The sequence below is a fragment of the Sinorhizobium glycinis genome (assembly GCF_001651865.1).
In the GTDB taxonomy this organism is placed as follows: Bacteria; Pseudomonadota; Alphaproteobacteria; order Rhizobiales; family Rhizobiaceae; genus Sinorhizobium; species Sinorhizobium glycinis.
In genome coordinates, this window is record NZ_LPUX01000068.1 from 114,485 (window position 1) to 140,376 (window position 25,892).

Consider the following 25,892-nt stretch of genomic DNA (forward strand, 5'->3'; position numbering starts at 1 on the left):
GGCTACAGCGCCGCGCGTCTTACCAGACGCGCAGAAGGTCACTGTAGCATTTTGAATCAGCGCTCAAAGCGCCCGCCGGATCTTCTCCGCATTCGCTGCCAGTACGTCGCCATCCTCCATCTTTCCGGAATGCGGCTTCAGCGGAACGCCTTCCCGGCGCGGGATCACGTGGAAATGCAGGTGGAAGACGGATTGGCCGGCCGGCGGCTCGTTGAACTGCATGATCGTCACGCCGTCCGCGTCGAAAGCCTCCTTGGCCGCAATCGCGATCTTCTGGACCGTGGCGACCAGCGCCGGCAGGGTGGCAGCGTCCGCGTCGAGGATGTTGCGCGATGGCGCCTTCGGCAGGACGAGCACATGTCCTTCCGCCTGCGGCATGACGTCCATGAACGCCACCGTCGCCTCGTCCTCGTAGACCCGATGCGAGGGAATTTCGCCGCGCAGAATCTTGGCGAAGATATTGTTGGTGTCATAGCCGCTCATGTCGCTTCCTCTTGTGGGTTCGTTGCGGGAAGCCCCGCTGTTGGTCAATTTCGTTGGCGCTCACCCTTGCGGAAAGGACCGTGCTCCGCGAGGAACTCGCCGGTCTCTTCCACGTCGCGGCGCTCCTGCTCCAGGTAGTCGGCGACCGCCCTTGCCAGGCCCGGATGGGTGATGAAGTGGGCCGAATGGGTCGTGACCGGCATATAGCCGCGCGCCAGCTTGTGCTCGCCTTGCGCGCCCGCTTCGACGCGCCGCAGGCCCTTCGCAATAGCGAAGTCGATCGCCTGGTGATAGCAGACCTCGAAATGCAGGAACGGGTGATCCTCGATGCAGCCCCAATGTCGACCGTAGAGCGCATCGCCGCCGATGAAATTGATCGCGCCGGCGATATATCGGCCGCCGCGCTTTGCCATGACCAGCAGAATGTCTTCCGCCATCCGCTCGCCGATCAGCGAATAGAAGGCGCGGCTCAGATACGGCCGGCCCCATTTGCGCCCGCCGGTGTCCATGTAAAAGGCGAAGAACTGGTCCCAAATGGCCTCTGTGAGATCGCTGCCGGTCAGCCAGTCGATGGTGATCCCGTTCTCGACGGCCTCCCGACGCTCCCGTTTCAGCGCCTTGCGTTTTCGCGATGCGAGCGTGGCGAGGAAGTGGTCGTGCGAGCCGTAGCCTTCATTGATGAAGTGGAACTGCTGGTCGGTCCGGTGCAGAAATCCGGATCGTTCGAAGATCGGCATTTCCTCGGCGGGCACGAAAGTGACATGGGCGGACGAGACGCCATGACGGCGAGAGAGCTCCTTGAGGCCGGCGGCGAGCGCTTCCTGCACTGGCCGCGGATCACCGCCCGCGGCGCTGAGAAGGCGCGGTCCGGTCACGGGCGTGAACGGCACGGAGCTTTGCAGCTTCGGATAATAGCGCCCGCCGGCGCGCTCGAAGGCGTTCGCCCATCCGTGGTCGAAGACATATTCGCCCTGGCTGTGGTTCTTCATGTAGCAGACGAGGGCGCCGCGCAGGAATCCGTCGGCATCCTCCATGAGCAGGTGCTGGCCGAGCCAGCCCGTGTCCGCTGTCGCCGAACCCGACTCCTCGAGCGCCGAAAGATAGGCGTGCGACAGGAACGGATTATAGGGCGCACCCGGATAAGCCTTCGAGGCGCCGATGAGCCTGTTCCAGCTCGCCGGCGGGATCGAAGAGAACGAATGCTCTATGCGGATGTTGATCGCGTCTGACATGCGCCTAGGAAATCATGGTCTCCCTCGGATCGAAACCCTCGAACGTCATCTGATCGGCATGGGCGAATGTGTGTTCCTGCGCCCGGCGGTCGCGCACCGTCCAGGTGATGACGGTGCGGCCAAGGGCGCGCTCCTTGGTGATGAACGGGTTCGGCAGATCGCCGTAGAAATAGGAGATGAAGTCGAGCCCGAGCTGCATGGCCTCCTCGTGCACGAAGAAGGTTTCGGGATTGGAGCCGTCGGCGGTAAGGCCGAGCGGATGGGCGGCGTCGAGCGCCTTCAGATCCTTGAGCAGCCAATGGTCGAAGCTCATCAGCGCCACCGGCCCCTTGTAGTCCTCGAGCGTGTCGAGCACGGCCGCCGCAAATCCTTCGTCGTCATCCCTGCGGCCCTTGAGTTCGAGGACGAGCGGCACGCGTCCGTCGACGAGGCGAAGCAACTGCGTAAGCGTCGGCACCTTGTCCTTTGTGCCGCCGATCGACAACAGGCCGAGTTCGCCGGCGGTTTTTGCCCGAACGTCTCCCCTGATCCCGCAGAGGCGCTGCAGATCGTGGTCGTGGAACACGACCGGAACGCTATCGGCGGTAAACTGCAGGTCGCATTCGATCGCAAAGCCCGCTTCTGCGGCGCGGGAGAAGGCCGAAAGCGTGTTTTCCCAGACCTCCCGGTTCATGTCGTGGTAACCGCGATGGGCGATCGGCTGGGTTTTGAGCCAGGAAGTATCCTTCATGGAGAGACCCTGATCACGCGATTTCGAGGATTGCGTCGATTTCGACGGCAGCATTGAAGGGCAGTGAGGCCATGCCGACGGCGGCGCGCGCATGCTTGCCGGCTTCGCCGAGCACATTGGCAAGGAGGTTCGACGCGCCGTTGATGACGAGGTGCTGCTCGGTGAACTCCGGGACCGAGGCGACGAAGCCGTTGATCTTCACGAGGCGGCGAATGCGGCCGAGATCGCCGCCAAGCGCGGCTTTGGCCTGAGCCAGAATGTTGATCGCGCAGAGCTCGGCAGCGCGCTGCGCGGCCGCGACGTCGACATCCTTGCCGACATGGCCCGTAACCGCGACCTTGCCGCCTTCCATTGGCAGCTGGCCGGAGATGTAGAGCGTCGAGCCGGTGATGACGTAAGGCACGTAGTTGGCGACCGGCGCGACCGCCTGCGGAATGACGATGCCAAGCTCGTTGAGACGCGTTTCGATCTCTGCGGACATGGAGGGCTCCCTTGTTGTCTTTTGTGATAGAATCCTGCATGCGGAAACAGGATCGTGACAGGCACGGACCGTATCTGCCTCGCTTCTGCCGAATGTTTGTTTATCCCATTGCCGGCGAGTCCAACAGGAGGAAACGGATGTTTCGTAAAGGCTTTGGTCTTCTCGCCCTGGGGAGCGTCTGCCTCGCCGCTCTGACCGTCGCTGGCGCTGCATATGCGAGCGCATTGGCGCCGCACCGCGCCGTCTACGATCTTGAATTGAAGAATGCCTCCGACCGATCGGGCATTACCGGCATGTATGGACGCATGGTCTATGAGTTCAACGGGTCGGCCTGCGAAGGGTATACGGTGAGCTTCCGCTTCGTCACCCAGGTCGACACCGGCGAGGAGGTTCGGCTGACCGACCAGCAGACCACCACCTACGAGGACATGAAGAACGGGAGCTTCCGCTTTCTCACCCGCTCCTTCACCGATGAGAAGCTGGACAAGGAAGTACGCGGAAGCGCCCATGGCGACAAATCCGGCGTCAAGGTCGAACTGACCGCCCCCGATAAGCGCGAGGTGGCTCTGGCCCAAAGCCGGTTCCCGACCGAGCATATGCTGGAGGTGATCGAGCGGGCCAAGCGCGGCGAGACCCTTTTCGAATCCCGAATCTTCGACGGGTCCGATTCGGGTGACAAGACGCTGATCACCTCGACCTTCGTCGGCAAGCCGCGCAAGCCCACCCCCGACGATGCGGACGCCGGCAAGGCGGGCAGGCTCGCCGGTGAAAGCTATTGGCCGGTGACGATATCCTATTTCAACGACGAGGCGAGCGGCGATGCGCTGCCCATCTACCGCATGTCCTTTAAGCTTTACGAGAATGGCGTCACTCGCGACCTGACGATGGACTATGGCGACTTCGTGCTCTCCGGCAAGCTTGCCGATCTCGAAGTCTTCAACGAGGAAGAGTGCAAGTAGCGTCGCCTGAAGGCGTTCTGCGAAAGTCGAGCGGCAGCCAATACGCTTTAGATAGAGGTAAAAAACCGGCTGCCTGACTTGATTTATCGGGCAGTTGCAGCTAAGGGGCTGCCCATTCCACACGTGAGGCATGGGATTTTCCGGGAGAAATCCGGATCGTTCCGCCGGTGGGCGCGTCAAGATGCGCTCGACGCCTTGCGGAGGTTCAACCGGAAAAGGAGAAAAAGGCATGGCATTGCCTGACTTTACCATGCGCCAGCTTCTCGAAGCAGGCGTGCACTTCGGTCACCAGACGCACCGCTGGAACCCGAAGATGAAGCCGTACATCTTCGGCGATCGTAACAATGTTCACATCATCGACCTCGCTCAGACCGTCCCGATGCTGTCGCGCGCCCTGCAGGTCGTCAGCGACACCGTTGCAAATGGCGGCCGCGTTCTCTTCGTCGGCACCAAGCGCCAGGCGTCCGAGATCATCGCCGACGCTGCCAAGCGCTCCGCCCAGTACTACGTCAATGCCCGCTGGCTCGGCGGCATGATGACCAACTGGAAGACGATCTCGAACTCGATCCAGCGCCTGCGCAAGCTCGACGAAATCCTGGCGTCCGAAGCCTCCGGCTTCACCAAGAAGGAGCGCCTGAACCTCGAGCGCGAGCGCGAGAAGCTGAACCGCGCCCTGGGCGGTATCCGTGACATGGGCGGTACGCCGGACCTGATGTTCATCATCGACACCAACAAGGAATCGATCGCGATCGACGAAGCCAAGCGCCTTGGCATTCCGGTTGTTGCCGTTATCGACTCCAACTGCGATCCGGACCTGATCGACTATCCGGTTCCGGGCAACGACGACGCATCGCGCGCCATCGCGCTTTATTGCGATCTTGTCGCCCGTGCCGCCATCGACGGTATCGCCCGCCAGCAGGGCGCGGCCGGCCGTGACCTCGGCGCAGCCGAAGAGGCACCGGTCGAACCGGCTCTCGACGAATCGTCCGAAGCCTGATCGGGCGCGCGGCAGCTTGAGCTGTCGCACCCAGGAAATAGCTGGACGAGGCCGTTTGTGATGAAAATCTGAACGGCCTTGTTCTTTTCCGCAAGGAATGGTCGGCCCGCCGACCCTTGGCCCGCGCAAGCACCGGACGACGTCATAACGATGTCACACTGAAGGGCCATTCCCTCTGCCAAACCTTCTGGCACGGCGCCACTCGCGGTTGGCGCGCCAGCGAAACAGACAAAGAGGCAAGAAGATGACTGTTACTGCCGCAATGGTGAAGGATCTGCGCGAAAAGACCGGCGCAGGCATGATGGATTGCAAGAAGGCCCTGGCCGAGACCAACGGCGACATGGAAGCCGCCATCGACTGGCTGCGCGCCAAGGGCATCGCCAAGGCCGACAAGAAGTCCGGCCGCACGGCTGCCGAGGGCCTCGTCGGCATCGCTAGCGCCGGCAACACGGCCGTCGTCGTCGAAATCAACTCCGAGACCGACTTCGTCGCCCGCAACGATGCTTTCCAGGATCTCGTCCGCGGCGTCGCCAACGTCGCGCTTGGTACGGACGGCACTGTCGAGGCCGTTGCTCAGGCCACTTATCCGGCGACCGGCAAGACTGTCGAGGAGTCGATCAAGGACGCTATCGCGACGATCGGCGAAAACATGACGCTGCGCCGCGCTGCCTTGCTCAAGGTCGAGGATGGCGTCGTTGCGACCTATATCCACAACGCTGCCGGCGACGGCATCGGCAAGCTCGGCGTGCTGGTTGCCCTGAAGTCGACGGGCGACAAGGAAGCGCTGAACGCAATCGGCCGTCAGGTTGCAATGCACGTTGCTGCGACCAACCCGCTCGCCGTCCGTCCGAGCGAGATCGACCCGGCTGTCGCCGAGCGCGAGCGCAACGTCTTCATCGAACAGTCGCGCGCTTCGGGCAAGCCGGACAACATCATCGAGAAGATGGTCGATGGTCGCATGCGCAAGTTCTTCGAAGAAGTCGCGCTTCTGTCGCAGGCTTTCGTCATGAACCCCGACCAGACGGTCGAGGCGGCGCTCAAGGATGCCGAGAAGACCGTAGGGGCACCGATCGAGGTTGCCGGTATCGCACGCCTGCTGCTCGGCGAAGGCGTTCAGAAGGAAGAATCCGATTTCGCGGCGGAAGTTGCAGCAGCCGCAAAGGGTTGATTTCTTCTTCCCGATTGGGAAAAGCTGGGGGCATCGCGTGACAACGCGGTGCCCTTCGTGTATCCGGCATGCGTTATTGCGGCGGACCCGCCGGGGCAGTGCCGGCGCGGTCGATACCACGCAAGACGATTTGTCCTCACGCCGCTGTGCGCGTCTCTCGCGCATGCGCGCCGATCTGCTCAGGAGTGATGATGTCGGCCAAGCCAATCTACAAGCGCGTTCTTCTCAAAGCCTCCGGTGAAGCCTTGATGGGAAGCCAGGGCTTCGGCATCGATGTCGCCGTGGCCGATCGGATCGCTTCTGACATCGCCGAGGCGCGAGCCATGGGCGTCGAAGTCGGTGTCGTCGTCGGCGGCGGCAACATTTTCCGCGGCGTCGCCGTCGCCTCGAAGGGTGGCGACCGGGTTACCGGCGATCACATGGGCATGCTGGCGACCGTCATCAATGCGCTTGCACTTGCGACGTCGCTCCGCAAGCTGGATATCGATACGGTCGTGCTTTCGGCGATCGCCATGCCGGAGATCTGCGAGAGCTTCTCGCAGCGCGCCACGCTCTATCACCTCTCGCTCGGCCGCGTCGTGATCTTCGCCGGCGGGACCGGCAATCCCTTCTTCACGACGGACTCCGCGGCGGCGCTCCGCGCGGCGGAAATGGGAGCCGAGGCGATCTTCAAGGGAACGCAGGTCGACGGCATCTATTCCGCCGATCCGAAGAAGGACCCGTCCGCGACGCGCTTCGATCGCCTGACCCACAGCGAAGTCCTCGAGAAGGGCCTTGCCGTCATGGATGTTGCCGCGGTGGCGCTGGCGCGGGAAAACGCCATTCCGATCGTCGTATTCTCGATCCACGAGAAAGGCGGCTTCGCGGACATATTGACCGGTGGCGGTCGTGCCACCATCGTGTCGGATAATTGATAATCTGCAGAGGGCCTCAACGGCCGTCGAGATGAAGAAATGGGAGTCTGAGCCATGAGTGAAGGTGTGGAACTGAAGGAATTGAAGCGCCGCATGGACGGGGCGATTGCTGCATTCAAGCACGACATCGCATCGCTGCGGACCGGTCGCGCATCTGCAAACGTTCTCGATCCGGTGACCGTCGAAGCCTACGGTTCGCGCATGCCGCTGAACCAGGTCGCGAACATCACGGTTCCGGAGCCGCGGATGCTCTCGGTTTCCGTCTGGGACAAGTCCATGGTCGGTGCCGTGGATCGGGCGATACGGGAGTCCAACCTTGGTCTCAACCCGATCATCGACGGGCAGAACTTGCGCATTCCGCTGCCGGAGCTGAACGAGGAACGTCGCAAATCCCTGGTCAAGGTCGCCCACGACTATGCCGAGAAGAGCAAAGTCGCCGTGCGCCATGTCCGCCGCGACGGGATGGATGGCCTGAAAAAAGCCGAAAAGGATGGTGACATCGGCCAGGACGAGAGCCGTGCTCAGTCCGAGCGGGTGCAAAAGATGACCGACGAGGTGATTTCCGAAATCGACCGCTTGCTCGCGGAGAAGGAAAAGGAAATCATGCAGGTCTGACCGCGGAAAATCGAGTCTCTAGTTTCGGACGGCCCATGCAAGATTTCGCTCCCACAAACGTGCCGGCTCACGTCGCCATCATCATGGACGGCAACGGTCGTTGGGCGAATGCGCGTGGACTGCCCCGTACGATGGGACACCGCAAGGGCGTCGAGGCGGTGCGCGGCGCGGTCAAGACGGCTGCCGAACTCGGAATCCGCTACCTGACGCTCTTCGCGTTTTCCTCGGAGAACTGGAGCAGGCCGGAAGACGAGGTCAGCGACCTCATGGGCTTGCTCAAGGCCTTCATCAGGCGAGATCTCGCGGACCTTCATCGCGAGAACGTCCGTATCCGCGTCATCGGCGACCGCGCCAATTTGAGCGGCGATATCCTGCCGCTCCTGATCGAGGCCGAGGAGACGACGATCGCCAACACCGGGATCACATTGGTGATCGCGTTCAACTACGGCGCACGTGACGAATTGGTAAGAGCGATGCGGCGCCTCGGAGAAGAGGTGGCCGCCGGTCGCCTTCGGCCTGACGACATCACCGTCGAGCGTGTGGCGGCGGCGCTCGACACGGCAGGCATTCCCGACCCGGATCTCATTCTTCGAACGAGCGGCGAGGAGCGTCTTTCCAACTTTCTGCTTTGGCAGGGGGCCTATTCCGAATTGCTGTTCGTTCCCGAACTTTGGCCGGATTTCACGCGCGACACATTCATCGCCGCGCTCGAGAAATATGCCTCCCGCGAGCGCCGATTCGGCGGCTTGCGGCAACCGACTCTGGCGGTCGGGTCCTGATGCAGCGAGAGCTCAAACTCCGCATCGCATCGGCCATTGTGCTCGCCGCGATAACCCTCGGTGCCACCTGGGCCGGCGGCTTCGCCTTTCAGATTCTCTCTGTCGCGATCGGCCTGCTCGTCTACTACGAATGGTCGACGATCACGAATCTCGCCGAGCGGGATTTCCAGGGCAATGCCGTAGGGTGGCTTTCGCAGGTCGTCATCGCCGCCTTGGTGCTCATGGACTACATGCCCTACAGCCTGCCGGCGCTCGGGGGCGGCCTGGTCCTCTCCGGTCTCTGGGTGCTGATCAAGAAGACGAGTTGGTGGCTGCCGGCCGGCGTCGCCTATGCCGGACTGACGAGCATATCGCTGGCAGCCATCCGCGGTGCGGATTACCTGGGCCTCATTGCGATGCTTTTCGTGTTCGCCGTCGTCTGGGGGACGGATATCTTCGCCTATTTCGTCGGGCGGGCGGTCGGAGGTCCGAAACTGGCCCCGGCGATTTCGCCCGGAAAGACCTGGTCGGGGGCGATTGGTGGCGCGGTCTGCGGCGTTCTCGCGGGCGTTGCCGTCTTCATGGCGCATTTCTCGCTTGACGATGCCCGTATCCCGATCGTGGCGCTGCTGCTCTCTATTGCGAGCCAGGTCGGTGACCTGTTCGAATCCTTCGTGAAGCGCCGCTTCGGAGTGAAGGATTCGAGCCGACTGATCCCGGGACACGGCGGCGTCATGGATCGGGTTGACGGATTGATCTTCGCCAGTGTCGCGGCGCTGCTTCTGGTCCTGGTTCAGCTCCTGCTCGGCGGCGGAGGGAACGATAACTTCGCCTCCGTCCTGTTGGACCTCTAACCCGGAATCGCCTCACACTTCCGTCATCGCATCCGGGGGGCTGCATAGTTCCTTAAATACCAGTAGAAATAAGGGTAAGATCGCGCGGCAATCCGAAGTCTGACGGCGGCGACAACGCGGATGCGATAGGAATCGATATGAGCCTTCTGCTAGATAACCTGCAATACACCATTCCCACCTTCCTGTTCCTCCTGACCTTGCTGGTCTTCGTCCATGAGATGGGGCACTACCTCGTGGGCCGCTGGTCCGGCATTCGCATCGTTGCCTTCTCCGTCGGCTTCGGCCCCGAACTCTTCGGCTGGACGGATCGGCACGGGACGAGATGGAAGTTCTGCGCGATCCCGCTTGGCGGCTATGTGAAATTCTTCGGCGACGAGGATGCGGCAAGCACGCCCGACTACCGGCGGCTGGAATCGGTAAGACCGGAAGAGCGCGCCCGCACCTTCCTCGGCGCCAAGTTGTGGAAACGGGCGGCAACTGTCGCGGCCGGTCCGATCGCCAACTTCCTCCTGGCGATCGCCATCTTTGCAGTGCTCTTTTCGATCTACGGCCGCGCCGTGGCCGATCCGGTGGTGGCCTTCGTCGCGCCCGGCAGTGCGGCAGAAAAGGCCGGCGTCCTGCCGGGGGACAGATTGATATCGATCGATGGCAAGCGGATCGCCACCTTCGACGACGTTCGCCGCTACGTCAGTGTTCGTCCGGAACTCCCGATCACGGTCCGCATAGAGCGCGCAGGCGCCACCGTCGACCTCGACATGGTGCCGCAGCGTACCGAATCCGTCGACCCGCTCGGCAACAAGGTCGAGGAAGGAAAGATCGGCATCGGCACGAATCAAGAGGCGGGCAACTTCCGCGTCGAGACCTATGGCCCCCTCGAAGCGGTCGGGCAGGGCGCATTGCAGAGCTGGCGGATCGTCACCGGTACTTTCGACTATTTGTCGAATCTCGTCGTCGGCCGGATGAATGCCGATCAGGTGGGCGGGCCGATCCGGATCGCGCAGATGTCCGGACAGATGGCAAAGCTCGGCATCGCCGAAGTGCTCAACTTCGCCGCCGTCCTCTCGGTTTCGATAGGATTGCTTAACCTCATGCCGGTTCCGGTTCTTGATGGCGGCCATCTCATGTTCTATGCGGTCGAGGCGCTGCGCGGCAGACCGGTCGGCCCGGCCGCCCAGGAACTCGCGTTCCGGATCGGTTTCGCCATGGTGCTGATGCTCACGGTCTTTGCCGCCTGGAACGACATCAACTGGCTGTTCGGTTAGCACTGCCGGCCCGAACGAGGGGATCTGAACTTTCAGGAAAGCTGTGAACGAGCGAGTTTCACAAGCTTGCTTTGCAACGATTTGTTTACGATAACGCAACGCCGTAGTGGCTGTTAAGCCACGGTTCGAATTGAAGTAAACAGAAATTAACGAGCTGGCTTGCTTGTATGGGAAAAGCGGGTAAAACGGCAACCGTGACCGGAGTCGGTACGAAATTGCCGCGGGACGTTGGAAAAAGGTAAGAATTGCAATGAAAGCTGGTTCAAGGTTTTTGAACGCGGTGTCGGCGGTTGCGCTGTCGGCAAGCATGGTTGCGACGGGAACCGGTGCGGCGCTGGTTGCGAGCACGTCGGTCGCACAAGCCGCGGTCATCAATCGTGTTGAAGTCCGTGGTGCCACGCGTGTCAGCCCGGAAACAGTTCGCGCGAACATCACGATCGTCCCCGGCAAGAGCTTCAGCAATGCGGACATCGACGCGTCGGTGAAGCGCCTTTACGCGACCGGCTATTTCTCCGACGTCAGCATCAGCGTATCCGGCGGCACGCTCGTCGTGAGCGTCAGCGAGAACCAGCTCGTCAACCAGGTCGTGTTCAACGGCAACCGCAAGATCAAGGACGACAAGCTCCAGGGCGTCGTCCGCACCCAGCCGCTCGGTCCCTACAGCGAAGCCACGGTCGAGACCGATATCCAGGCCATCAAGGACGCCTATGCCGCAATCGGCCGCAGCGACGTCACCGTGACGACGCAGGTCGTTCCGATCGCCGAGGGCCGCGTCAACCTTGCTTTCGTCATCAATGAGGGCGAGCGCACCAAGATCACGCAGATCAATTTCGTGGGCAACGAGGCCTACAGCGACGGTCGTCTGCAGTCGGTGATTGCGACAAAGGAATCCGGGATCTTCTCGTTTCTGACGCGCAAGGACGTCTACAATCCCGACAAGCTGCGCGCCGACGAAGAACTGCTGCGGCAATTCTACTACAACCGCGGTTACGCGGACTTCAACATCATCTCGTCTGAAGCGACGCTCAACGAGGCGACCAACGAGTACACGGTGACCATCACCGTCGAGGAGGGGCCGCGCTACGACTTCGGCGCGATCAACATCGAATCGACCGTTGAAGGCATCAATGCCGAGGAACTGAAGGGTCTCGTTCAGAGCCGTGAAGGTTCGGTCTACAAGGCCAAGGACATCCAGGACACGATGAGCGCGATCTCGAAACGCGTCGCCTCTGAGGGCTATCCCTTCGCCCGGGTGACGCCGCGCGGCAACCGTGACCTCGCCAACCACACGATCGCCGTCGATTATCTGGTCGACCAGGGCGAGCGTGCCTATGTCGAGCGTATCGAAATTCGCGGCAACACCCGCACGCGCGACTATGTCATTCGCCGCGAATTCGATGTCGGTGAAGGCGATGCCTTCAACCAGGAAATGATCGCGCGGGCCAAGCGCCGGCTCGAAGCCCTGGGCTATTTCTCGTCGGTCAACATCACGACCGCGCCGGGCAGCGCTGCTGACCGCGTCATCGTCGTGGTCGACGTTCAGGACCAGTCGACGGGCTCGTTCGGCATCGGCGCCGGCTATGCGGCCGGCAGCGGCGGCGGCTTCCTCGTCGAAGCCTCTATCGAGGAAAAGAACTTCCTCGGCCGCGGCCAATATATCCGTCTGGCCGCCGGCAAGGGCGAAGACAGCCAGACCTACAATGTCTCGTTCACCGAGCCGTACTTCCTGGGGTACCGCCTGGCTGCAGGTTTCGACCTCTTCAAGAACGAGCATGACTTCGACGACGACAACTACAGCTACAACGACCAGGGCTTCAGCCTGCGCGTCACCGCGCCGATCACCGAGAACCTGTCGACGACGCTGCGTTATAATTACACGGAGCTCGAATACTTCGGTGACCAGGATGAGCTGTCGTCGCCCTATGACCGCGTCGTCGAGGACAGCCCCTGGACGCGTTCGTCGGTATCGCAGTCGGTCACCTATAACACGTTGGATGACGCGCAACTGCCGCATGAGGGTATCCTCGCATCGGTGACGCAGGAATTCGCCGGCCTCGGTGGCACGTCCGATTTCTACAAGCTGACGGGTAAGGCCAAGTGGTATTACACGGTGAACGACGAAGCGGACATCATCGCCTCGCTCGCCGGTAGCGCCGGGCACCTGTTCAAGACCTCGGGCTCGATGGAAGTCTTCGACCAGTTCCAACTGGGCAGCAACGACATCCGCGGCTTCGAGCGCAACGGTATCGGTCCGCGCGTCAACAATGGCGATGCGTTGGGCGGCACGACCTACTTCACGGCTTCCGCCGAAGCGTCGTTCCCGCTGCCGGGTATCCCGCGTGACAGCGGCTTCCGCGGCGCCTTCTTCGTCGATGCCGGCACGCTCTATGGCAACGACGTGGCGCTCACCGGCGCGGGCGAATTTGCTGAGGGTACGGATGCCTCCTTGCGCGCCTCCGTCGGCGTCAGCCTGATCTGGGCTTCGCCGTTCGGCCCGCTTCGCGTTGACTACGCAGTGCCGGTTGCAAAGGAAGACTTCGACGAGATCCAGAACTTCAAGTTTGGTATCAACTCGTCGTTCTGATAAGTGCAGTCCAGAACTGCCAAGAAATCGTTCTGGAGTGTCCATGGAACAGAACTGGTTTTTTCCGCCCCATCAGGGGATTCGCCTGGGTGACCTCGCGGATCGGATTGGGGCGGAACTTTCCGATGCGAGCGTGGCCGATCATCCCATCCATGGGGTGGCACCGGTCTATCGCGCCAAGCCCGGCGACGTCTGCTACATGCTGTCGCGCAAGAGCCGCGATGAGTTGGAGAGTTGCCAGGCATCCGCGATCATCTGCGACAAGGCGATTGCGGCGATCGTTCCGAGCCATATTCCCGTTCTCCTGACCCAGAAGCCGCATACCGCATTCGCGCTCGCCGGCGCGTTGTTGCACGGAGAGGCGCTGCGCCCGTCGTACAACACCAGCGGGCGGGGCATTGCGCCCGGAGCCTTTGTCGACCCGACGGCCCGCCTCGAGCCTGGGGTCGATGTAGAGACGACGGCGGTCGTCGGAGCCGGTGCGGAGATCGGCAGTGGCACGCGGATTGCGGCTGGTGCGGTCATCGGGCCGCATGTCCGGATCGGCAGGGATTGCACGATTTCGGCTGGCGCCAGCGTCCTGTGTGCGCTGGTCGGCAACAATGTCATCATTCATCCCGGCGCGCGCATCGGTCAGGACGGCTTCGGCTATGCACCTGGTCCCAAGGGTGGAATGATCAAGATTGTTCAGGTCGGCCGCGTGATCATCCAGGACCATGTGGAGATCGGTGCCAATACGACGGTCGATCGCGGCACGATGGACGATACGGTGATCGGTGAGGGCACGAAGATCGACAATCTTGTCCAGATCGGTCACAACGTCCGCATCGGCCGCTACTGCGGAATCGTCAGCCAGGTCGGCATCGCCGGCAGCGCGCGCATTGGCGATGGCGTGATGATCGGCGGCAATGCCGGCGTCAATGGACATATCACGATTGGAGACGGAGCGCAGATCGCCGCGATGAGCGGCGTGGCGAGCGATGTGCCTGCGGGCGAGCGATACGGCGGAATTCCGGCGCGGCCGATGCGGGACTTCCTCCGCGAAATCGCGGAAATCGCCATGCGGTCAAGCGAAAGGCATAAGAAAAAGGGTGGCAAGGATGAATGACGCTGCGACAGTTCTCGGCACGGCGGACCTTCAGGAGATCCTGAGACTTCTTCCACATCGCTATCCGTTCCTGCTCGTCGACCGCATCATCGAGATCGATGACGACAATTCGGCCATCGGTATCAAGAACGTGACGGCAAACGAGCCGCATTTCACCGGCCATTTCCCGGAAAAGCCGATCATGCCGGGCGTGCTGCTGATCGAAGGCATGGCCCAGACGGCGGGCGCCATCTGCGCCCGCAAGACCGGCATCGGCAGCAATCTGGTCTACTTCATGACGATCGACAACGCGCGCTTCCGCAAGCCCGTGGTGCCCGGCGATCGGGTCGAGTTCCATGTCACGAAGCAGAAGCAGCGCGGCAATATCTGGAAATTTCACTGTGATGCAAAAGTTGACGGGCAACTTGTCGCGGAAGCTGATATCGGCGCGATGATTGTCAGCAAGGAAGACGCCTGAACATGACTGTATCAAGTGCCAAGATCCATCCGGCGTCCGTTGTCGAAGACGGCGCGGTGATCGGTGAGAACGTCAAAGTCGGCCCGTTTTGCTATATCGGGCCGAATGTCGTTCTGGGCGATGGCGTTGAACTTCTCAGCCATGTGGTCGTGATCGGGCGCACGACGATCGGAAAGGGGACGAAGATCTTCCCCGGTGCGGTGATCGGCGGGGATTCCCAGAGCGTGCATCACAGCGCCGTCGATACGACTCTGGTGATCGGTGAGAACTGCACGATCCGCGAAGGCGTAACGATGAACACCGGCACCGTCGAACATGGCGGAACGACCGTCGTCGGCAACAACAACCTGTTTCTTGCCTATTCGCATGTGGCGCATGATTGCCGGCTTGGAAACAACATCATCCTGTCGAACAACGTGATGCTTGCCGGCCATGTGACCGTCGAGGACCGCGCCATTCTCGGCGGGGGCTCGGCCGTTCATCAGTTCACCCGCGTCGGCAAGCAGGCCTTCATCGGTGGGCTGTCGGCGGTAAGTTACGACGTCATCCCCTATGGCATGCTGAATGGCAATCCGGGCGTGCTGAGCGGTCTCAATGTCGTCGGCATGACGCGTGCCGGCTTCGAGCGTCCGGTCATCCACGCGGTGCGGCGCTGCTACAAGCAGATCTTCGAGGGACCGGAATCGATTCGCGCCAACGCGGCTGCGATCCGCGACGAATATCTCGACTGCCCTCCGGCACTTGAGATTCTGGACTTCATCGCCGCAGACAGCGACCGAGCGCTATCCTCGCCCAATCGCGGCGGCAAGGCTTGACGGCGATGGCCGTCCGTCGCCTGCCGCACACCAAGGGCAGGCTTGCCATAATCGCCGGCGCCGGCTCGCTTCCTCACCATGTCGCAGAGGCTGCCCGCCAGCAGGGCGAAGACCCGTTCATCATTGCGCTTTCGCGCGAGGCAGATGCGGACTGGGTCGGTTTCGACCACGCCACCCTGGCCATTGGCGATTTCGCGGCGATCAGCAAGACCTTCGCGGCGGAGGGGATCGACCGGGTCGTGCTTTCCGGCGCGGTCCGTCGCCGGCCGGATTGGCGTGACATTCGTCCGACACTGAAAACGCTTGCAAAAGTACCGAGCGTGCTCAGGACGCTGGTTTCCGGCGGCGACGATGCCGTTTTGCGCATGGCCATGGATCTTATCGAAGCAAGTGGCGCCCGGGTGATCGGCGCGCATGAGGTCGTTCCCGGCCTGCTTGCCGACGCGGGTCCTATTGGAGAACATTCGCCCACGGACGAGGACCGGCGTGACATCGATGCGGCCATGGCTGCCGCCAACGCGCTGGGGGCGCTTGACGTCGGGCAGGGGGCCATCGCCGTCGGAGGCAGGGTGGTGGCGCTGGAGGGCGCCGAGGGAACGGACGCGATGCTGGCGCGGGTTGCCGAACTGAAAGCGGACGGTCGCGTGTCGAGCCGCCGCCGCGGGGTTCTCGTCAAGCTCTGCAAACCGCAACAGGACGAGCGCGCGGACCTGCCGTCGATCGGGCCCTCGACCGTAGCGGCCGCCGAGGCGGCGGGGCTCGCCGGCATAGCGGTCGAGGCCGGACGCGCACTCGTCCTCGAACGTTCGTCAGTTATCGAGACGGCGAACCGATGTGGACTTTTCGTTCTAGGGATCGAGCGCAATGCTCGGGAGCGGCCGCGATGACAGAGCGGGCGTACCGGCTGGCGATCATCGCCGGGGAGGTTTCCGGAGACCTGCTCGGCGCCGATCTGGTGCGCGCACTTCGGGGGCGGATCGATGGCGCGATCGAACTCGTCGGCGTCGGTGGCGATGCGCTGGAGGCCGAGGGCCTCGTCTCCCTGTTCGATCATTCAGAGCTGTCGATCATGGGCTTCTCGCAGGTCCTGGCGCAACTGCCGAAGCTGCTGATGCGCATCCGGCAGACGGCCCGCGCCATTGTTGCGGCGCGCCCGGATGCTCTCGTCATCATCGACAGCCCCGATTTCACCCATCGCGTCGCGCGTCAGGTGCGAGCCGCCCTGCCGGACATGCCGATCATCGACTATGTCTGTCCGAGCGTCTGGGCCTGGAAGCCGGAGCGGGCGCCCCGCATGCTCGGCTATGTGGATCATGTGCTTGCCGTGCTGCCCTTCGAGCCGGAGGTGATGGCGAAGCTCGGCGGTCCGCCGACGACCTATGTCGGCCACCGGCTGGCGTCGGAAGGCGAACTGCTCGCGGTTCGGGAAGCCCGGCGTCAGAGGCAGATGGGGCAGGGCGACGGGACCAAGACCTGTCTGCTGCTCCCGGGGTCGCGCGCCAGCGAGATCAGCCGGCTGCTGCCGGTCTTCGAGGAAGCCGTTTTGGAAATCGCGGCGCGCAATCCGGGCGCGCGTTTCCTGCTGCCGACCGTACCGCGTCAGGAACGGCGCGTGCGCGAATTGACGGCGTCCTGGAAGATCCAGCCCGAGATATCGGCTGGTGCGGAAATGAAATGGCGGGCCTTCGCCGAGGCGGACGCGGCACTCGCGGCGTCGGGCACGGTCATTCTCGAATTGGCTTTGGCAGGCGTTCCGGTTGTCTCGACCTATCGTGCGGACTGGCTCGTTTCGCTTCTTCATGACAAGATCCGCATCTGGACGGCGGCACTGCCGAACCTTATTGCCGATTTTCCGGTCGTTCCCGAATATTTCAACAAGGCCATTCGGCCGGGGACGCTCACCCGCTGGTTCGAGAGGCTCTCGCGCGACACGCCGCAGCGCGCCGCCATGCTCGATGGCTTCGCGATCGTGCAACAGCGCATGGCGACCGACAGCCCGCCGGGCGAGAAGGCGGCAGAAATCGTCCTTAGCTATCTCCAAAACAAAAAGCCCGGCCATTCCTGACCGGGCTTTTCGATGGGGCTGCCGCGATCAGCGCTTGGAAAGCGGCACGTAGTCGCGAAGCGGTGCGCCGACATAAAGCTGGCGCGGCCGTCCGATGCGCTGTTCCGGATCCTCGATCATCTCGTTCCACTGGGCAATCCAGCCGACCGTGCGGGCCAGCGCGAAGAGAACGGTGAACATCGTGGTGGGGAAGCCCAGCGCCTTCAGCGTGATACCGGAATAGAAGTCGATGTTGGGGTAGAGCTTCTTCTCGATGAAATATTCGTCGGTCAGAGCGATGCGTTCGAGTTCCATCGCCACCTCAAGGAGCGGATCGTCCTTGTGGCCGAGTTCGGCCAAGACCTCGTGCGTCGTCTTCTGCATGATCTTCGCGCGCGGATCATAGTTCTTGTAGACGCGGTGACCGAAGCCCATCAGGCGGAACGGATCGTTCTTGTCCTTCGCCTTGGCGATATATTCGGGAATGCGGTCGACGCTGCCGATCTCGGCGAGCATGTTGAGCGCCGCTTCGTTGGCACCGCCGTGCGCCGGACCCCACAGGCAGGCGATACCGGCGGCGATGCAAGCGAAAGGATTGGCGCCCGACGAGCCGGCGAGGCGGACCGTCGAGGTGGAAGCGTTCTGTTCGTGGTCGGCGTGCAGGATGAAGATGCGATCCATCGCGCGCGACAGGACCGGGTTCACGACATATTCCTCACAGGGCACGGCAAAGCACATGCGCAGGAAGTTCGAGGCATAGTCGAGGTCGTTCTTCGGATAAACGAAGGGCTGGCCGATGTGGTACTTGTAAGCCATGGCCGCAATCGTCGGCATCTTGGCGATCATGCGCAGCGAAGCGACCATGCGCTGATGCGGATCGGTGATGTCGGTCGAGTCGTGATAAAACGCCGACAGGGCGCCGACGCAGCCGCACATGACGGCCATCGGATGGGCGTCGCGGCGGAAACCGGTGAAGAAGCGCGACATCTGTTCGTGGATCATGGTGTGATGCGTCACGCGATAGTCGAAGTCGTCCTTCTGCGCCTTCGTGGGCAGCTCGCCGTAAAGAAGCAGATAGCAGACTTCAAGGAAGTCGCCGTGATCGGCAAGCTGCTCGATCGGGTAGCCGCGATGCAGCAGCACGCCCTCGTCGCCGTCGATATAGGTAATCTTGGATTCGCACGATGCCGTCGACGTGAATCCTGGATCGTAGGTGAACATCTTGGTCTGCTTGTAAAGCGAGCCGATGTCGACAACGTCCGGGCCGATGGAGCCGGATCGCACTGGCAGGTCCGCTGTTTTTCCATCGATTGAGACTGTCGCGCTTGTTCCTGACATTGGACCCTCCGTCTATTGGCGCTGTGGCACGTCGTCCTATGCCACCAAATTAAGCGTTGCGATTTTGCTATATGATTTACTTTCGACTGCCAAGCTGTACGAAAGGCAAATTGTGCAATGCGAAAATCTGCATATGGCGGCGCAACAACCGCATGCTATGGCAATATATCCGCAAAGATCAATGATCGCTAATCTGATGGCTCGGCGCTGCCTGCGCCGTTCTGCCTATTTTTTCGGCAACTAGTCTTCCGATTGCAATGGGCTTCCTTTGGTTGCAGGATCGATGAGGGCAGCCAGAAGGGGCAGGCAGAACGAAATGCGGGAAGGGCAGCAAGCGGCATTGATGCGCGACGCGGAGCGGAGCGCATGGCATCTATCAGGTTCCGCAGCCGTCCTTCAGACTGCCGATCTCCCACAGATCAAGGCAGGTCAGCCTCCCCCGGCGAGGCTCGATCGCCGCTTTTCTGCCGACAGGCTTCGATCTTCGGCCGGCTCCGTCGTTGATCTTCTGCGTGCTTCGCTGCGCGAGGAGGATGATTTCGGCCATGGGTTCGTGTTGATCCCGGTGCTTCTGGCGCTCGGCGCCGTCCTGTGGTTTTCGCTCGCGGAAAGCGTCGGAATTGCCAAACTCGCAGCGCTGCTTTGCATTTTCGGCATATCTGCTTTGTCGTGCCGGGGAAACATGCGTGCGTGGAGGCCGCTCGCGATCGCGCCGACAATCCTGGTCATCGGCATGCTGCTTGCCGCGATCGAAACGAACCGTTTCGATACGGTTATTCTCGACGGGCCGGTCACGACGAACCTGCGCGGGACCGTGCTGTCGCGTGAGCCGGACGATAAGGGACGGTGGCGCTACCTGGTCGAGATCGTCCAGACATCCGAGCCGCGGCTCCGCCGGTCTCCCGAGAAGGCGACGCTGGTGGCGCGCAGTCGCCACGAACCCTTCCCGATTGGCTCGGCGATCGCGGGCAAGGTTCGTCTCTTGCCGCCGTCCGGTCCGGCGCTGCCCGGTCTCAACGACTTCGCATTCGACGCCTATTTCAAAGGCGTGGGCGCCGTCGGCTTTTTCTACGGTGCGCCGCGCGGGGCGATGGACGGCAGCGGCGATCTCTCGCTCTCACTGCAGGCGACCGCCCACTTGGCGGCTTTGCGCGAAGCGGTCGGCAATCGGATCAGGACGGCGATCGGCGGCGACACGGGCGCCATCGCCGCAGCACTGGTGACCGGCGAGGAACGCGCCATCAGCCGCGAGACCGTCGAGACGTTGCGGGCCGCCGGGCTCTCGCACGTCCTTGCGATCTCCGGACTCAACATGGTGCTGGCAGCCGGCACCTTTCTCATCGGTGCGCGAACACTGTTGAGCCTGATCCCCGGCCTTGCGGCGAAGCGCCCGATCAAGAAGTACGCGGCCGCCGGCGCGCTCACCATGGTTTTCCTGTACATCCTGATTTCCGGCGGTGCGGTGTCGGCCCTCAGGTCCTGGATCATGATCTCGATCATGCTCGTCGCCGTCTTTTTCGACCGCGTCTCGATCAGCCTGCGCAATGTCGCGCTCGCCGCTCTCGTCATCATCGCATGGTCGCCTTCGGCGGTGGCCGGTCCCGGCTTTCAGATGTCCTTTGCGGCCACTCTGGCACTTGTGGCCGGCTATGCCCGCTGGCGCGAGCATCGGCTGCGGAATGCGGACGCCAAGACGTCTCGACTGAACCTGGGCCGAGTCGCCGGTCCCATCGTCGCCACGGTTGCGACATCGCTGATTGGCGGACTGGCCACTGCCGTCTACGCCGCAGCGCACTTCCACCGGCTTCCGGCCTACGGGCTCCTGGCCAATGTGCTGACGACGCCGTTGATCGGCATTCTCATCATGCCGTTCGGCCTGTTTGCCATGCTGCTCATGCCCTTTGGGCTCGAATATTACCCCTTGATGGTCATGGGGCAGGGGCTGGACTGGATGCTTGCCGTCGCGCGCTACGTGGCGACGCTCGACGGTGAGTGGATCACCGGTCGCATCGGCGCCACAGGCTTCTTCCTGCTCGCTTTCGGCGGGGTGTTGCTCTGCGCGCTGAGGACCCGTCTCGCTGTTACCGGAGCCGCATTGATCCTTCTGGGCGGGTCATCCATAGCGCTGGAGCGCCAGGCGGCGCGACCTTCGATTACGATATCCGAAGACGGCCAGTTGGTCGGCCTGATCGCCGGGGAAGCGATCGCGACGAACAAGGCGCGCCCGCCGGAGTTCATCTTCTCGCAATGGCAGCGGGCGCTTGCTCTCGACGGGCGCATCGCGCCGGTCGAGACGTCTGCCGCAAGCGGGGTTTCCGAGGGAGGCGTTGAACGCCCGCCGCGGACTGCCAAAGGCTCGGTCGACGCAATGGAGAGCGCCGCCAAAGCGGCGGCGGCTCTGGCTGCCGCGAGTCCGGGTGCCTTTTCTTGCCGCAAGGGCGAGTGGTGCGTCGGTCGCAGCCGAGAAGGCTGGGCGATTGCCGTGATCGATGCGCCGGACGTCTTCGCGCTCCTGTGCGGTCGCGTCGACCTGGTGGTTGCCCCAACACGCCGGGTGCTGCCCGCCTGTTCGTCAGGCAAGTCATTGGTCGTGACCGGCAGGACGTTGCGACGGACCGGTGCGATGGAGATCTATGCCGATCCAGCGCAGCCCGCGCGCATGCGCATCGTGACGTCGTTTCCATCGACGCAAAGGCCGTGGCAGCAGCACCGCCGCTATGATTGGCGCAGCGACACATTCTCCTCCGAAGAGGCGGGATTCTAGGGGGTATCGAAGCATTCAGCCCGTCCGGTCGTTGCCTCGCCATCATTCATGATTATTATACTCAAGAAATTCTTGTCATCCGAACCGTGTTTGTCGTAAGAGCGTGCCGGCGAGGGAGCCGGGCAGGCTGCCACCTGCGACCGGTTGAAATACGCCGAAGCCAACCAGGCAAGCGCGTACCAAATTGTGAGGAACGAGATGTCGAATTGGACTCAACCGACCTTGAACATGCTGATGGCGGCCACGCTTGCCATTTTCCTTGCCGGTCCGGAAGTGGCGGTGGCCCAGACGGCACCAACGGCGCCGATCGGCGAGCAAACGTCCGTCCCGATGCCGGCTGCGGCGGAGAACAATCCGGCTCTCGTAACGACGCCTCCGCCAACCGACGGCAGCGCGCTCGCCGGCGGAGGCGCTGCAGTCCTGCCGCACGACCTGTCGCCGGTCGGCATGTTCCTCGCCGCGGACGTGGTCGTCAAAAGCGTGATGATCGCGCTTGCCCTGGCCTCCGTGCTCACTTGGGCGATTTTCTTCGTGAAGACGCTGGAGCTTGCCTTTGCGAAGTCGCGGATCAAGCGCGCGGTTCGCGTGCTGACTGCAGCAAAAGGTCTGTCCGAGGTGGAGACGGAGCTCGATCGCAGGGCTGGAGCGGCGGCCGAGATGATCGCTGCCGCTATTGATGAACTCTCACGTTCCGAGGTGCTTCTGGATCAAGCGCCGGCAGCAGGCGTCAAGGAGCGTGTCGCTTCGCTGCTCGCCCGCATCGAGATCCGTGCCGGCAAAAGGATGAGCGCAGGCACCGGCGTTCTCGCATCGATCGGCTCGGTCGGTCCCTTCGTTGGCCTGTTCGGCACCGTCTGGGGGATCATGAATTCCTTCATCGGCATCAGCAAGGCGCAGACCACCAATCTGGCGATTGTCGCGCCGGGTATCGCCGAGGCCCTGCTGGCAACCGCCATCGGGCTTGTCGCGGCCATCCCGGCAGTTGTGATTTACAATTACTTTGCCCGCTCGGTCGGGGGGTACAAGCTCATACTGGCGGATGCCGCCGACGCGGTTGAAAGGCTTGTCAGTCGTGATCTCGACTATCGTCATGTCCGCAAGGCGCAGCCGCGCCGGCAGGACGGCTATGGCCATGGTGCCGATGCGTCGATCGCCAGGATCGGGTGACGACTATGGCGGGAAGAATCTCCGAGGGCAGCGGCGATCTCGACGAGAACAGCGAGATCAATGTTACGCCGTTCATCGACGTGATGCTGGTTCTCTTGATCATCTTCATGGTGGCTGCCCCCCTGGCGACCGTCGACATGAAGGTAGACTTGCCGCAATCGGTAGCCAAGCCGACGCCGCGCGATGACAAGCCGGTATTCGTGACGTTGAAGGCGGATCTGTCGCTTGCCATAGGCAATGAGGAAACGGGACGTGACGCCTTCGTCGCGGAACTCGACCGGATCACGAACGGAAACAAGGAGACGCGCGTCCTGATTCGCGCTGACCGGCTGGTCGACTACGGCGAGCTGATGACGGTGATGAACTTCATTCAGGGAGCGGGCTACGGCAAGATAGCGCTCGTTGGGCTCGAGGCCGCACCCGGCCGCTGACGGATCCCGCGCCCCAACCCTCGTCAATCCGATCACAAGCCGCCGCCAGCGTGACCGCTGGCGGTTTTCCCTTTTTGCAGGCCGAAATGCCGCGGTCGCTTGAAACCGGCGGTGCGGCGAATTATGAGCTTAAGCAAGAGGCTGCCACGCAGCCAGGCTAAGATCGCGCGGGGCTCCGGGATGACGGCGCCGCGCCCATCCGCACATGAGGCAGTATCATGGACTTCGAAGCAGCGCGCATTAAGATGGTGGACAATCAGATCCGAACGACGGATGTGACCTCCCATTCGGTTCTGACTGCCTTCCTCTCGGTGCCGCGCGAGGAATTCGTGCCGGCGAAGATGAAGGAACTGGCCTATATCGACGCGGATATCGAGCTTGTCGGTGGCACTGCTCCGCGCTACCTCATGGAGCCGTCTCCGCTGGCGAAGCTGCTGCAGCTCGCTGGGGTCAGCAAAACGGACACCGTTCTCGAGATCGGTTCGGGCACGGGATATGCTTCCGCCGTGCTGTCGCTCATCGCCGGCTCCGTCGTGGCGCTGGAGAGCGATGAATCGCTTGCCGCCGCGGCAACCGAGACGCTGGGGCGTCTCGGTTATGGCAATGTTGCGGTCGCGAGGGGCGATCTCACCAAGGGATACGCTGCTGAAGCCCCCTATGACGTGATCTTCATCAACGGCGCGGTCGAAGCGATTCCCGCGTCGCTGTTCGAGCAGCTACGAGACGGCGGTCGCCTCGTTGCCGTTGAAGGGTTTGGTAACGCATCCCGTGCAAAACTCTATGTACGCGAATCGGGCAGGACTTCCGAGCGATCCGATTTCAATACGTCCGTGAAGCCTCTGCCTGGCTTCCATCGCGAGCGGTCGTTCATTTTCTGAGGTGCCTCTTGTTGAGGTAACTCAACATGTGTATGTCACACCCAAATTTTGCAATGTTGCCAATCGGCAACGTACCATGTGTTTCTTTTTGAAATGCCCCCCTCGAATGCAGTGTACGGTTGTCGTAAGTTCGAATCCGGGGTTCAAAGTGGAAAGAAGCGGTGATTTGCCGGCCTACTGCATGTTTCCTTATCGTAGCCGATTTAGGGGTAAACCATGCAGCACTTACAGGGGGCCGTGGGGCGCGTCGTTGTATTGATTGAGTGGGCCGCCCATGGGGATCTGGTCTGCTGGAAATTGCCGGGTGAATGCCGCCCGGCCGAACGGAGGGAAGATGGTGTCGATTGTCCGCAAAGCAGCCTTGTGGGCGGCTGTCTCGACCGGTGTATTGCTTGCGCCGCACGCCGTGCTCGCTGAGACGATCTTCGGGGCAATGGCCAAGGCCTATGCAAACAATCCGGATCTCAATGCCGCGCGCGCCGGGCTGCGGGCCACCGACGAGGGCGTTCCGATCGCCAAGGCCGGTTACCGCCCTCAGGTTTCTGCTTCGGCGACCGGTACGCTGACGCGCGTCGATCGGGAGCGAACTGGGGTTGAAGATTTTCATGACGGGCAGGTCGGGATTTCGATCACCCAAACGATCTTCGACGGATTTCAGACCCTGAACAACGTCAGGGCGGCGCAGTCGGACGTGTTCGCCGGCCGGGAGACGCTGAAGGCCAACGAGATCCAGATTCTTCTGGCGGCCGCACAGTCCTATGCGAATATTGCCCGCGACCAGCAGATCGTCTCCATACGCCGTCAGAACCTCGCCTTCCTCCGGGAGCAGTTGAATGCCGCCCAGGCTCGCCTCGATGTGGGCGAGGGGACGCGCACGGATGTGAGCCAGGCGGAGGCGGAACTCGCCAACGCCCAGTCGCTGCTCGTCACCGCGATTGCCCAGTTGAAGCAGAGCGAAGCGGTCTATGTACAGATCGTCGGCGCCGCTCCGACCGGCATCCGCCAGCCGAGGCCGGCCACCAAGGGCATGCCGCGGTCTCTGGATCAGGCGGTTGCCACCGGCCTGCGGGAGAACCCGCAGATCCTCGCAGCCCAGTACAATGTCGATTCGGCCGGCTTCCAGGTAAAATCGGCCGAGGGCACGATGCTGCCCGGAGTCGTTATTCAGGGATCGGTGACGCGCAACACCGGCAATGCCGGCACGACTGTGGGCTCGGGCCTCGACGACACCACCGCGAGCGTTACCGCCCGTCTCGAGGTTCCGATCTACCAGGGTGGCGCTGAATACGGCCAGATTCGCCAGGCGAAGGAAGTTCTGGGTCAGCAGCGAATCCTCGTCGATTCCGCACGCGCCTCGGTGCAGCAGACGGTCGTTTCTGCCCATGCCCAGCTCGAATCCGCGCTTGCCCGGATCACCGCCAGCCGGTCGCAGATTTCGGCGGCGAACCTCGCTTTGGAAGGCGTCATCGAAGAACGCAAGGTCGGCCAGCGCACGACGCTTGACGTGCTCGATGCGCAGCAGGACGTCCTGGATGCGCAGGAATCGCTCGCCGCCGCACAGCGCGATGCCGTTGTGGCGAGCTACGCCCTGCTCGCGGCCACGGGAAAGCTGACCGTCGCGGTTCAGGGCCTGCAAGTGGCCGAATATCGCCCCGAACAGCACTACGAAGCCGTCAAGGATAAGTGGTTCGGCCTGCGTACCGTCGACGGGCGCTGAGTTTACCGCGCTTCGCCTTCCTTGAACCGATATCGGTTTAAGGAGAGAGCCATATTACAAAAGAATCGCGCGTCCGTGGGCTACCACGGTCGCGCGATTTGCTTTCGTTCCATGGCACCTGCTGCAAAAAACAATT

Annotated in this window: 25 protein-coding genes; 19 read left to right on the forward strand and 6 right to left on the reverse strand. The window is 62.3% G+C overall.

All coding sequences use genetic code 11. The features are described 5' to 3' along the window. Nucleotides 1–63: 63 nt before the first annotated feature. Genes AU381_RS27000 through AU381_RS27015 form a run of 4 tightly spaced genes read right to left on the reverse strand, consistent with a single transcriptional unit; the run spans nucleotide 64 to nucleotide 2,926 of the window. A complete protein-coding gene (locus tag AU381_RS27000; RefSeq protein ID WP_064244668.1) occupies nucleotides 64–483 on the reverse strand; it encodes an HIT family protein in 420 nt (139 codons plus the stop codon). 44 nt (nucleotides 484–527) lie between these two features. Then, nucleotides 528–1,715, reverse strand: a complete 1,188-nt coding sequence (locus tag AU381_RS27005; RefSeq protein WP_064244669.1) for a GNAT family N-acetyltransferase — start codon at nucleotides 1,713–1,715, stop codon at nucleotides 528–530. Nucleotides 1,716–1,719: 4 nt separating this feature from the next. Next, nucleotides 1,720–2,445, reverse strand: a complete 726-nt coding sequence (locus AU381_RS27010) for a glycerophosphodiester phosphodiesterase (RefSeq protein ID WP_064244670.1) — start codon at nucleotides 2,443–2,445, stop codon at nucleotides 1,720–1,722. Between the two features lie 13 nt (nucleotides 2,446–2,458). Beyond that, complete coding sequence (locus AU381_RS27015; RefSeq protein WP_064244671.1) at nucleotides 2,459–2,926, reverse strand: RidA family protein; 468 nt, start codon at nucleotides 2,924–2,926, stop codon at nucleotides 2,459–2,461. A gap of 137 nt (nucleotides 2,927–3,063) precedes the next feature. Here AU381_RS27015 and AU381_RS27020 point away from each other — a divergent pair, with 137 nt between their 5' ends. The 14 genes from AU381_RS27020 to lpxB all read left to right on the forward strand — a co-directional run bounded on the left by AU381_RS27020 (nucleotide 3,064) and on the right by lpxB (nucleotide 17,482). Next, entirely contained in the window at nucleotides 3,064–3,885 is an 822-nt protein-coding gene (locus tag AU381_RS27020) for a cell envelope integrity EipB family protein (RefSeq protein ID WP_064244672.1), read from the forward strand. 229 nt (nucleotides 3,886–4,114) lie between these two features. After that, nucleotides 4,115–4,882 carry a 30S ribosomal protein S2 gene (gene rpsB, locus AU381_RS27025; protein ID WP_064244673.1) on the forward strand — a complete coding sequence of 256 codons (768 nt, stop codon included), beginning with the start codon at nucleotides 4,115–4,117 and terminating at the stop codon, nucleotides 4,880–4,882. 244 nt (nucleotides 4,883–5,126) lie between these two features. Beyond that, a complete protein-coding gene (tsf, locus tag AU381_RS27030) occupies nucleotides 5,127–6,050 on the forward strand; it encodes a translation elongation factor Ts (RefSeq protein WP_064244674.1) in 924 nt (307 codons plus the stop codon). Between the two features lie 191 nt (nucleotides 6,051–6,241). After that, the gene (pyrH, locus tag AU381_RS27035; RefSeq protein WP_037423036.1) at nucleotides 6,242–6,964 is read left to right on the forward strand and encodes a UMP kinase; all 723 of its coding nucleotides are present in this window, start codon (nucleotides 6,242–6,244) and stop codon (nucleotides 6,962–6,964) included. A 54-nt stretch (nucleotides 6,965–7,018) separates the two neighbouring features. Then, nucleotides 7,019–7,579 carry a ribosome recycling factor gene (gene frr / locus AU381_RS27040; RefSeq protein ID WP_064244675.1) on the forward strand — a complete coding sequence of 187 codons (561 nt, stop codon included), beginning with the start codon at nucleotides 7,019–7,021 and terminating at the stop codon, nucleotides 7,577–7,579. Nucleotides 7,580–7,614: 35 nt separating this feature from the next. Continuing rightward, nucleotides 7,615–8,358 (forward strand): isoprenyl transferase, encoded by a 744-nt coding sequence (locus tag AU381_RS27045; RefSeq protein WP_064244676.1) that lies wholly within the window; start codon nucleotides 7,615–7,617, stop codon nucleotides 8,356–8,358. Next, nucleotides 8,358–9,191 (forward strand): phosphatidate cytidylyltransferase, encoded by an 834-nt coding sequence (locus tag AU381_RS27050; RefSeq protein WP_064244677.1) that lies wholly within the window; start codon nucleotides 8,358–8,360, stop codon nucleotides 9,189–9,191. The genes AU381_RS27045 and AU381_RS27050 overlap by 1 nt, the downstream gene beginning before the upstream one ends. Nucleotides 9,192–9,328: 137 nt before the next feature. Continuing rightward, on the forward strand, nucleotides 9,329–10,453 hold the full coding sequence (gene rseP / locus AU381_RS27055) for an RIP metalloprotease RseP (RefSeq protein WP_064244678.1): 1,125 nt from the start codon (nucleotides 9,329–9,331) through the stop codon (nucleotides 10,451–10,453). A gap of 250 nt (nucleotides 10,454–10,703) precedes the next feature. Then, on the forward strand, nucleotides 10,704–13,037 hold the full coding sequence (gene bamA / locus AU381_RS27060) for an outer membrane protein assembly factor BamA (RefSeq protein WP_064244679.1): 2,334 nt from the start codon (nucleotides 10,704–10,706) through the stop codon (nucleotides 13,035–13,037). Between the two features lie 43 nt (nucleotides 13,038–13,080). Continuing rightward, the gene (lpxD, locus tag AU381_RS27065) at nucleotides 13,081–14,145 is read left to right on the forward strand and encodes a UDP-3-O-(3-hydroxymyristoyl)glucosamine N-acyltransferase (protein ID WP_064244680.1); all 1,065 of its coding nucleotides are present in this window, start codon (nucleotides 13,081–13,083) and stop codon (nucleotides 14,143–14,145) included. Further along, nucleotides 14,138–14,602, forward strand: a complete 465-nt coding sequence (gene fabZ, locus AU381_RS27070; protein WP_012707899.1) for a 3-hydroxyacyl-ACP dehydratase FabZ — start codon at nucleotides 14,138–14,140, stop codon at nucleotides 14,600–14,602. Before lpxD ends, fabZ begins: the two co-directional genes overlap by 8 nt. Before the next feature lie 2 nt (nucleotides 14,603–14,604). Next, nucleotides 14,605–15,417 carry an acyl-ACP--UDP-N-acetylglucosamine O-acyltransferase gene (gene lpxA / locus AU381_RS27075; protein ID WP_064244681.1) on the forward strand — a complete coding sequence of 271 codons (813 nt, stop codon included), beginning with the start codon at nucleotides 14,605–14,607 and terminating at the stop codon, nucleotides 15,415–15,417. A 5-nt stretch (nucleotides 15,418–15,422) separates the two neighbouring features. Continuing rightward, entirely contained in the window at nucleotides 15,423–16,304 is an 882-nt protein-coding gene (locus AU381_RS27080; RefSeq protein ID WP_064244682.1) for an LpxI family protein, read from the forward strand. After that, entirely contained in the window at nucleotides 16,301–17,482 is a 1,182-nt protein-coding gene (gene lpxB, locus AU381_RS27085; protein WP_064244683.1) for a lipid-A-disaccharide synthase, read from the forward strand. The genes AU381_RS27080 and lpxB overlap by 4 nt, the downstream gene beginning before the upstream one ends. A 27-nt stretch (nucleotides 17,483–17,509) precedes the next feature. Here the strand turns inward: lpxB and gltA are convergent, their stop codons facing one another. Together gltA and AU381_RS30970 are read right to left on the reverse strand one after the other, a co-directional pair. Then, nucleotides 17,510–18,799, reverse strand: a complete 1,290-nt coding sequence (gltA, locus tag AU381_RS27090; protein WP_064244684.1) for a citrate synthase — start codon at nucleotides 18,797–18,799, stop codon at nucleotides 17,510–17,512. Between the two features lie 376 nt (nucleotides 18,800–19,175). Further along, complete coding sequence (locus AU381_RS30970; protein ID WP_244520159.1) at nucleotides 19,176–19,346, reverse strand: hypothetical protein; 171 nt, start codon at nucleotides 19,344–19,346, stop codon at nucleotides 19,176–19,178. Between the two features lie 18 nt (nucleotides 19,347–19,364). Here AU381_RS30970 and AU381_RS27095 point away from each other — a divergent pair, with 18 nt between their 5' ends. From AU381_RS27095 to tolC, 5 genes are all read left to right on the forward strand, one after another. Further along, nucleotides 19,365–21,563 (forward strand): ComEC/Rec2 family competence protein, encoded by a 2,199-nt coding sequence (locus tag AU381_RS27095; RefSeq protein WP_425288636.1) that lies wholly within the window; start codon nucleotides 19,365–19,367, stop codon nucleotides 21,561–21,563. 198 nt (nucleotides 21,564–21,761) lie between these two features. Beyond that, nucleotides 21,762–22,730, forward strand: coding sequence for a tonB-system energizer ExbB (exbB, locus tag AU381_RS27100; RefSeq protein WP_064244686.1), 969 nt, complete (start codon nucleotides 21,762–21,764; stop codon nucleotides 22,728–22,730). Between the two features lie 5 nt (nucleotides 22,731–22,735). After that, on the forward strand, nucleotides 22,736–23,161 hold the full coding sequence (exbD, locus tag AU381_RS27105; RefSeq protein ID WP_064244687.1) for a TonB system transport protein ExbD: 426 nt from the start codon (nucleotides 22,736–22,738) through the stop codon (nucleotides 23,159–23,161). A gap of 218 nt (nucleotides 23,162–23,379) precedes the next feature. Next, nucleotides 23,380–24,039 (forward strand): protein-L-isoaspartate O-methyltransferase family protein, encoded by a 660-nt coding sequence (locus AU381_RS27110; protein WP_064244688.1) that lies wholly within the window; start codon nucleotides 23,380–23,382, stop codon nucleotides 24,037–24,039. A 334-nt stretch (nucleotides 24,040–24,373) separates the two neighbouring features. Further along, a complete protein-coding gene (gene tolC / locus AU381_RS27115; protein ID WP_064244792.1) occupies nucleotides 24,374–25,756 on the forward strand; it encodes an outer membrane channel protein TolC in 1,383 nt (460 codons plus the stop codon). Nucleotides 25,757–25,892: the final 136 nt, after the last annotated feature.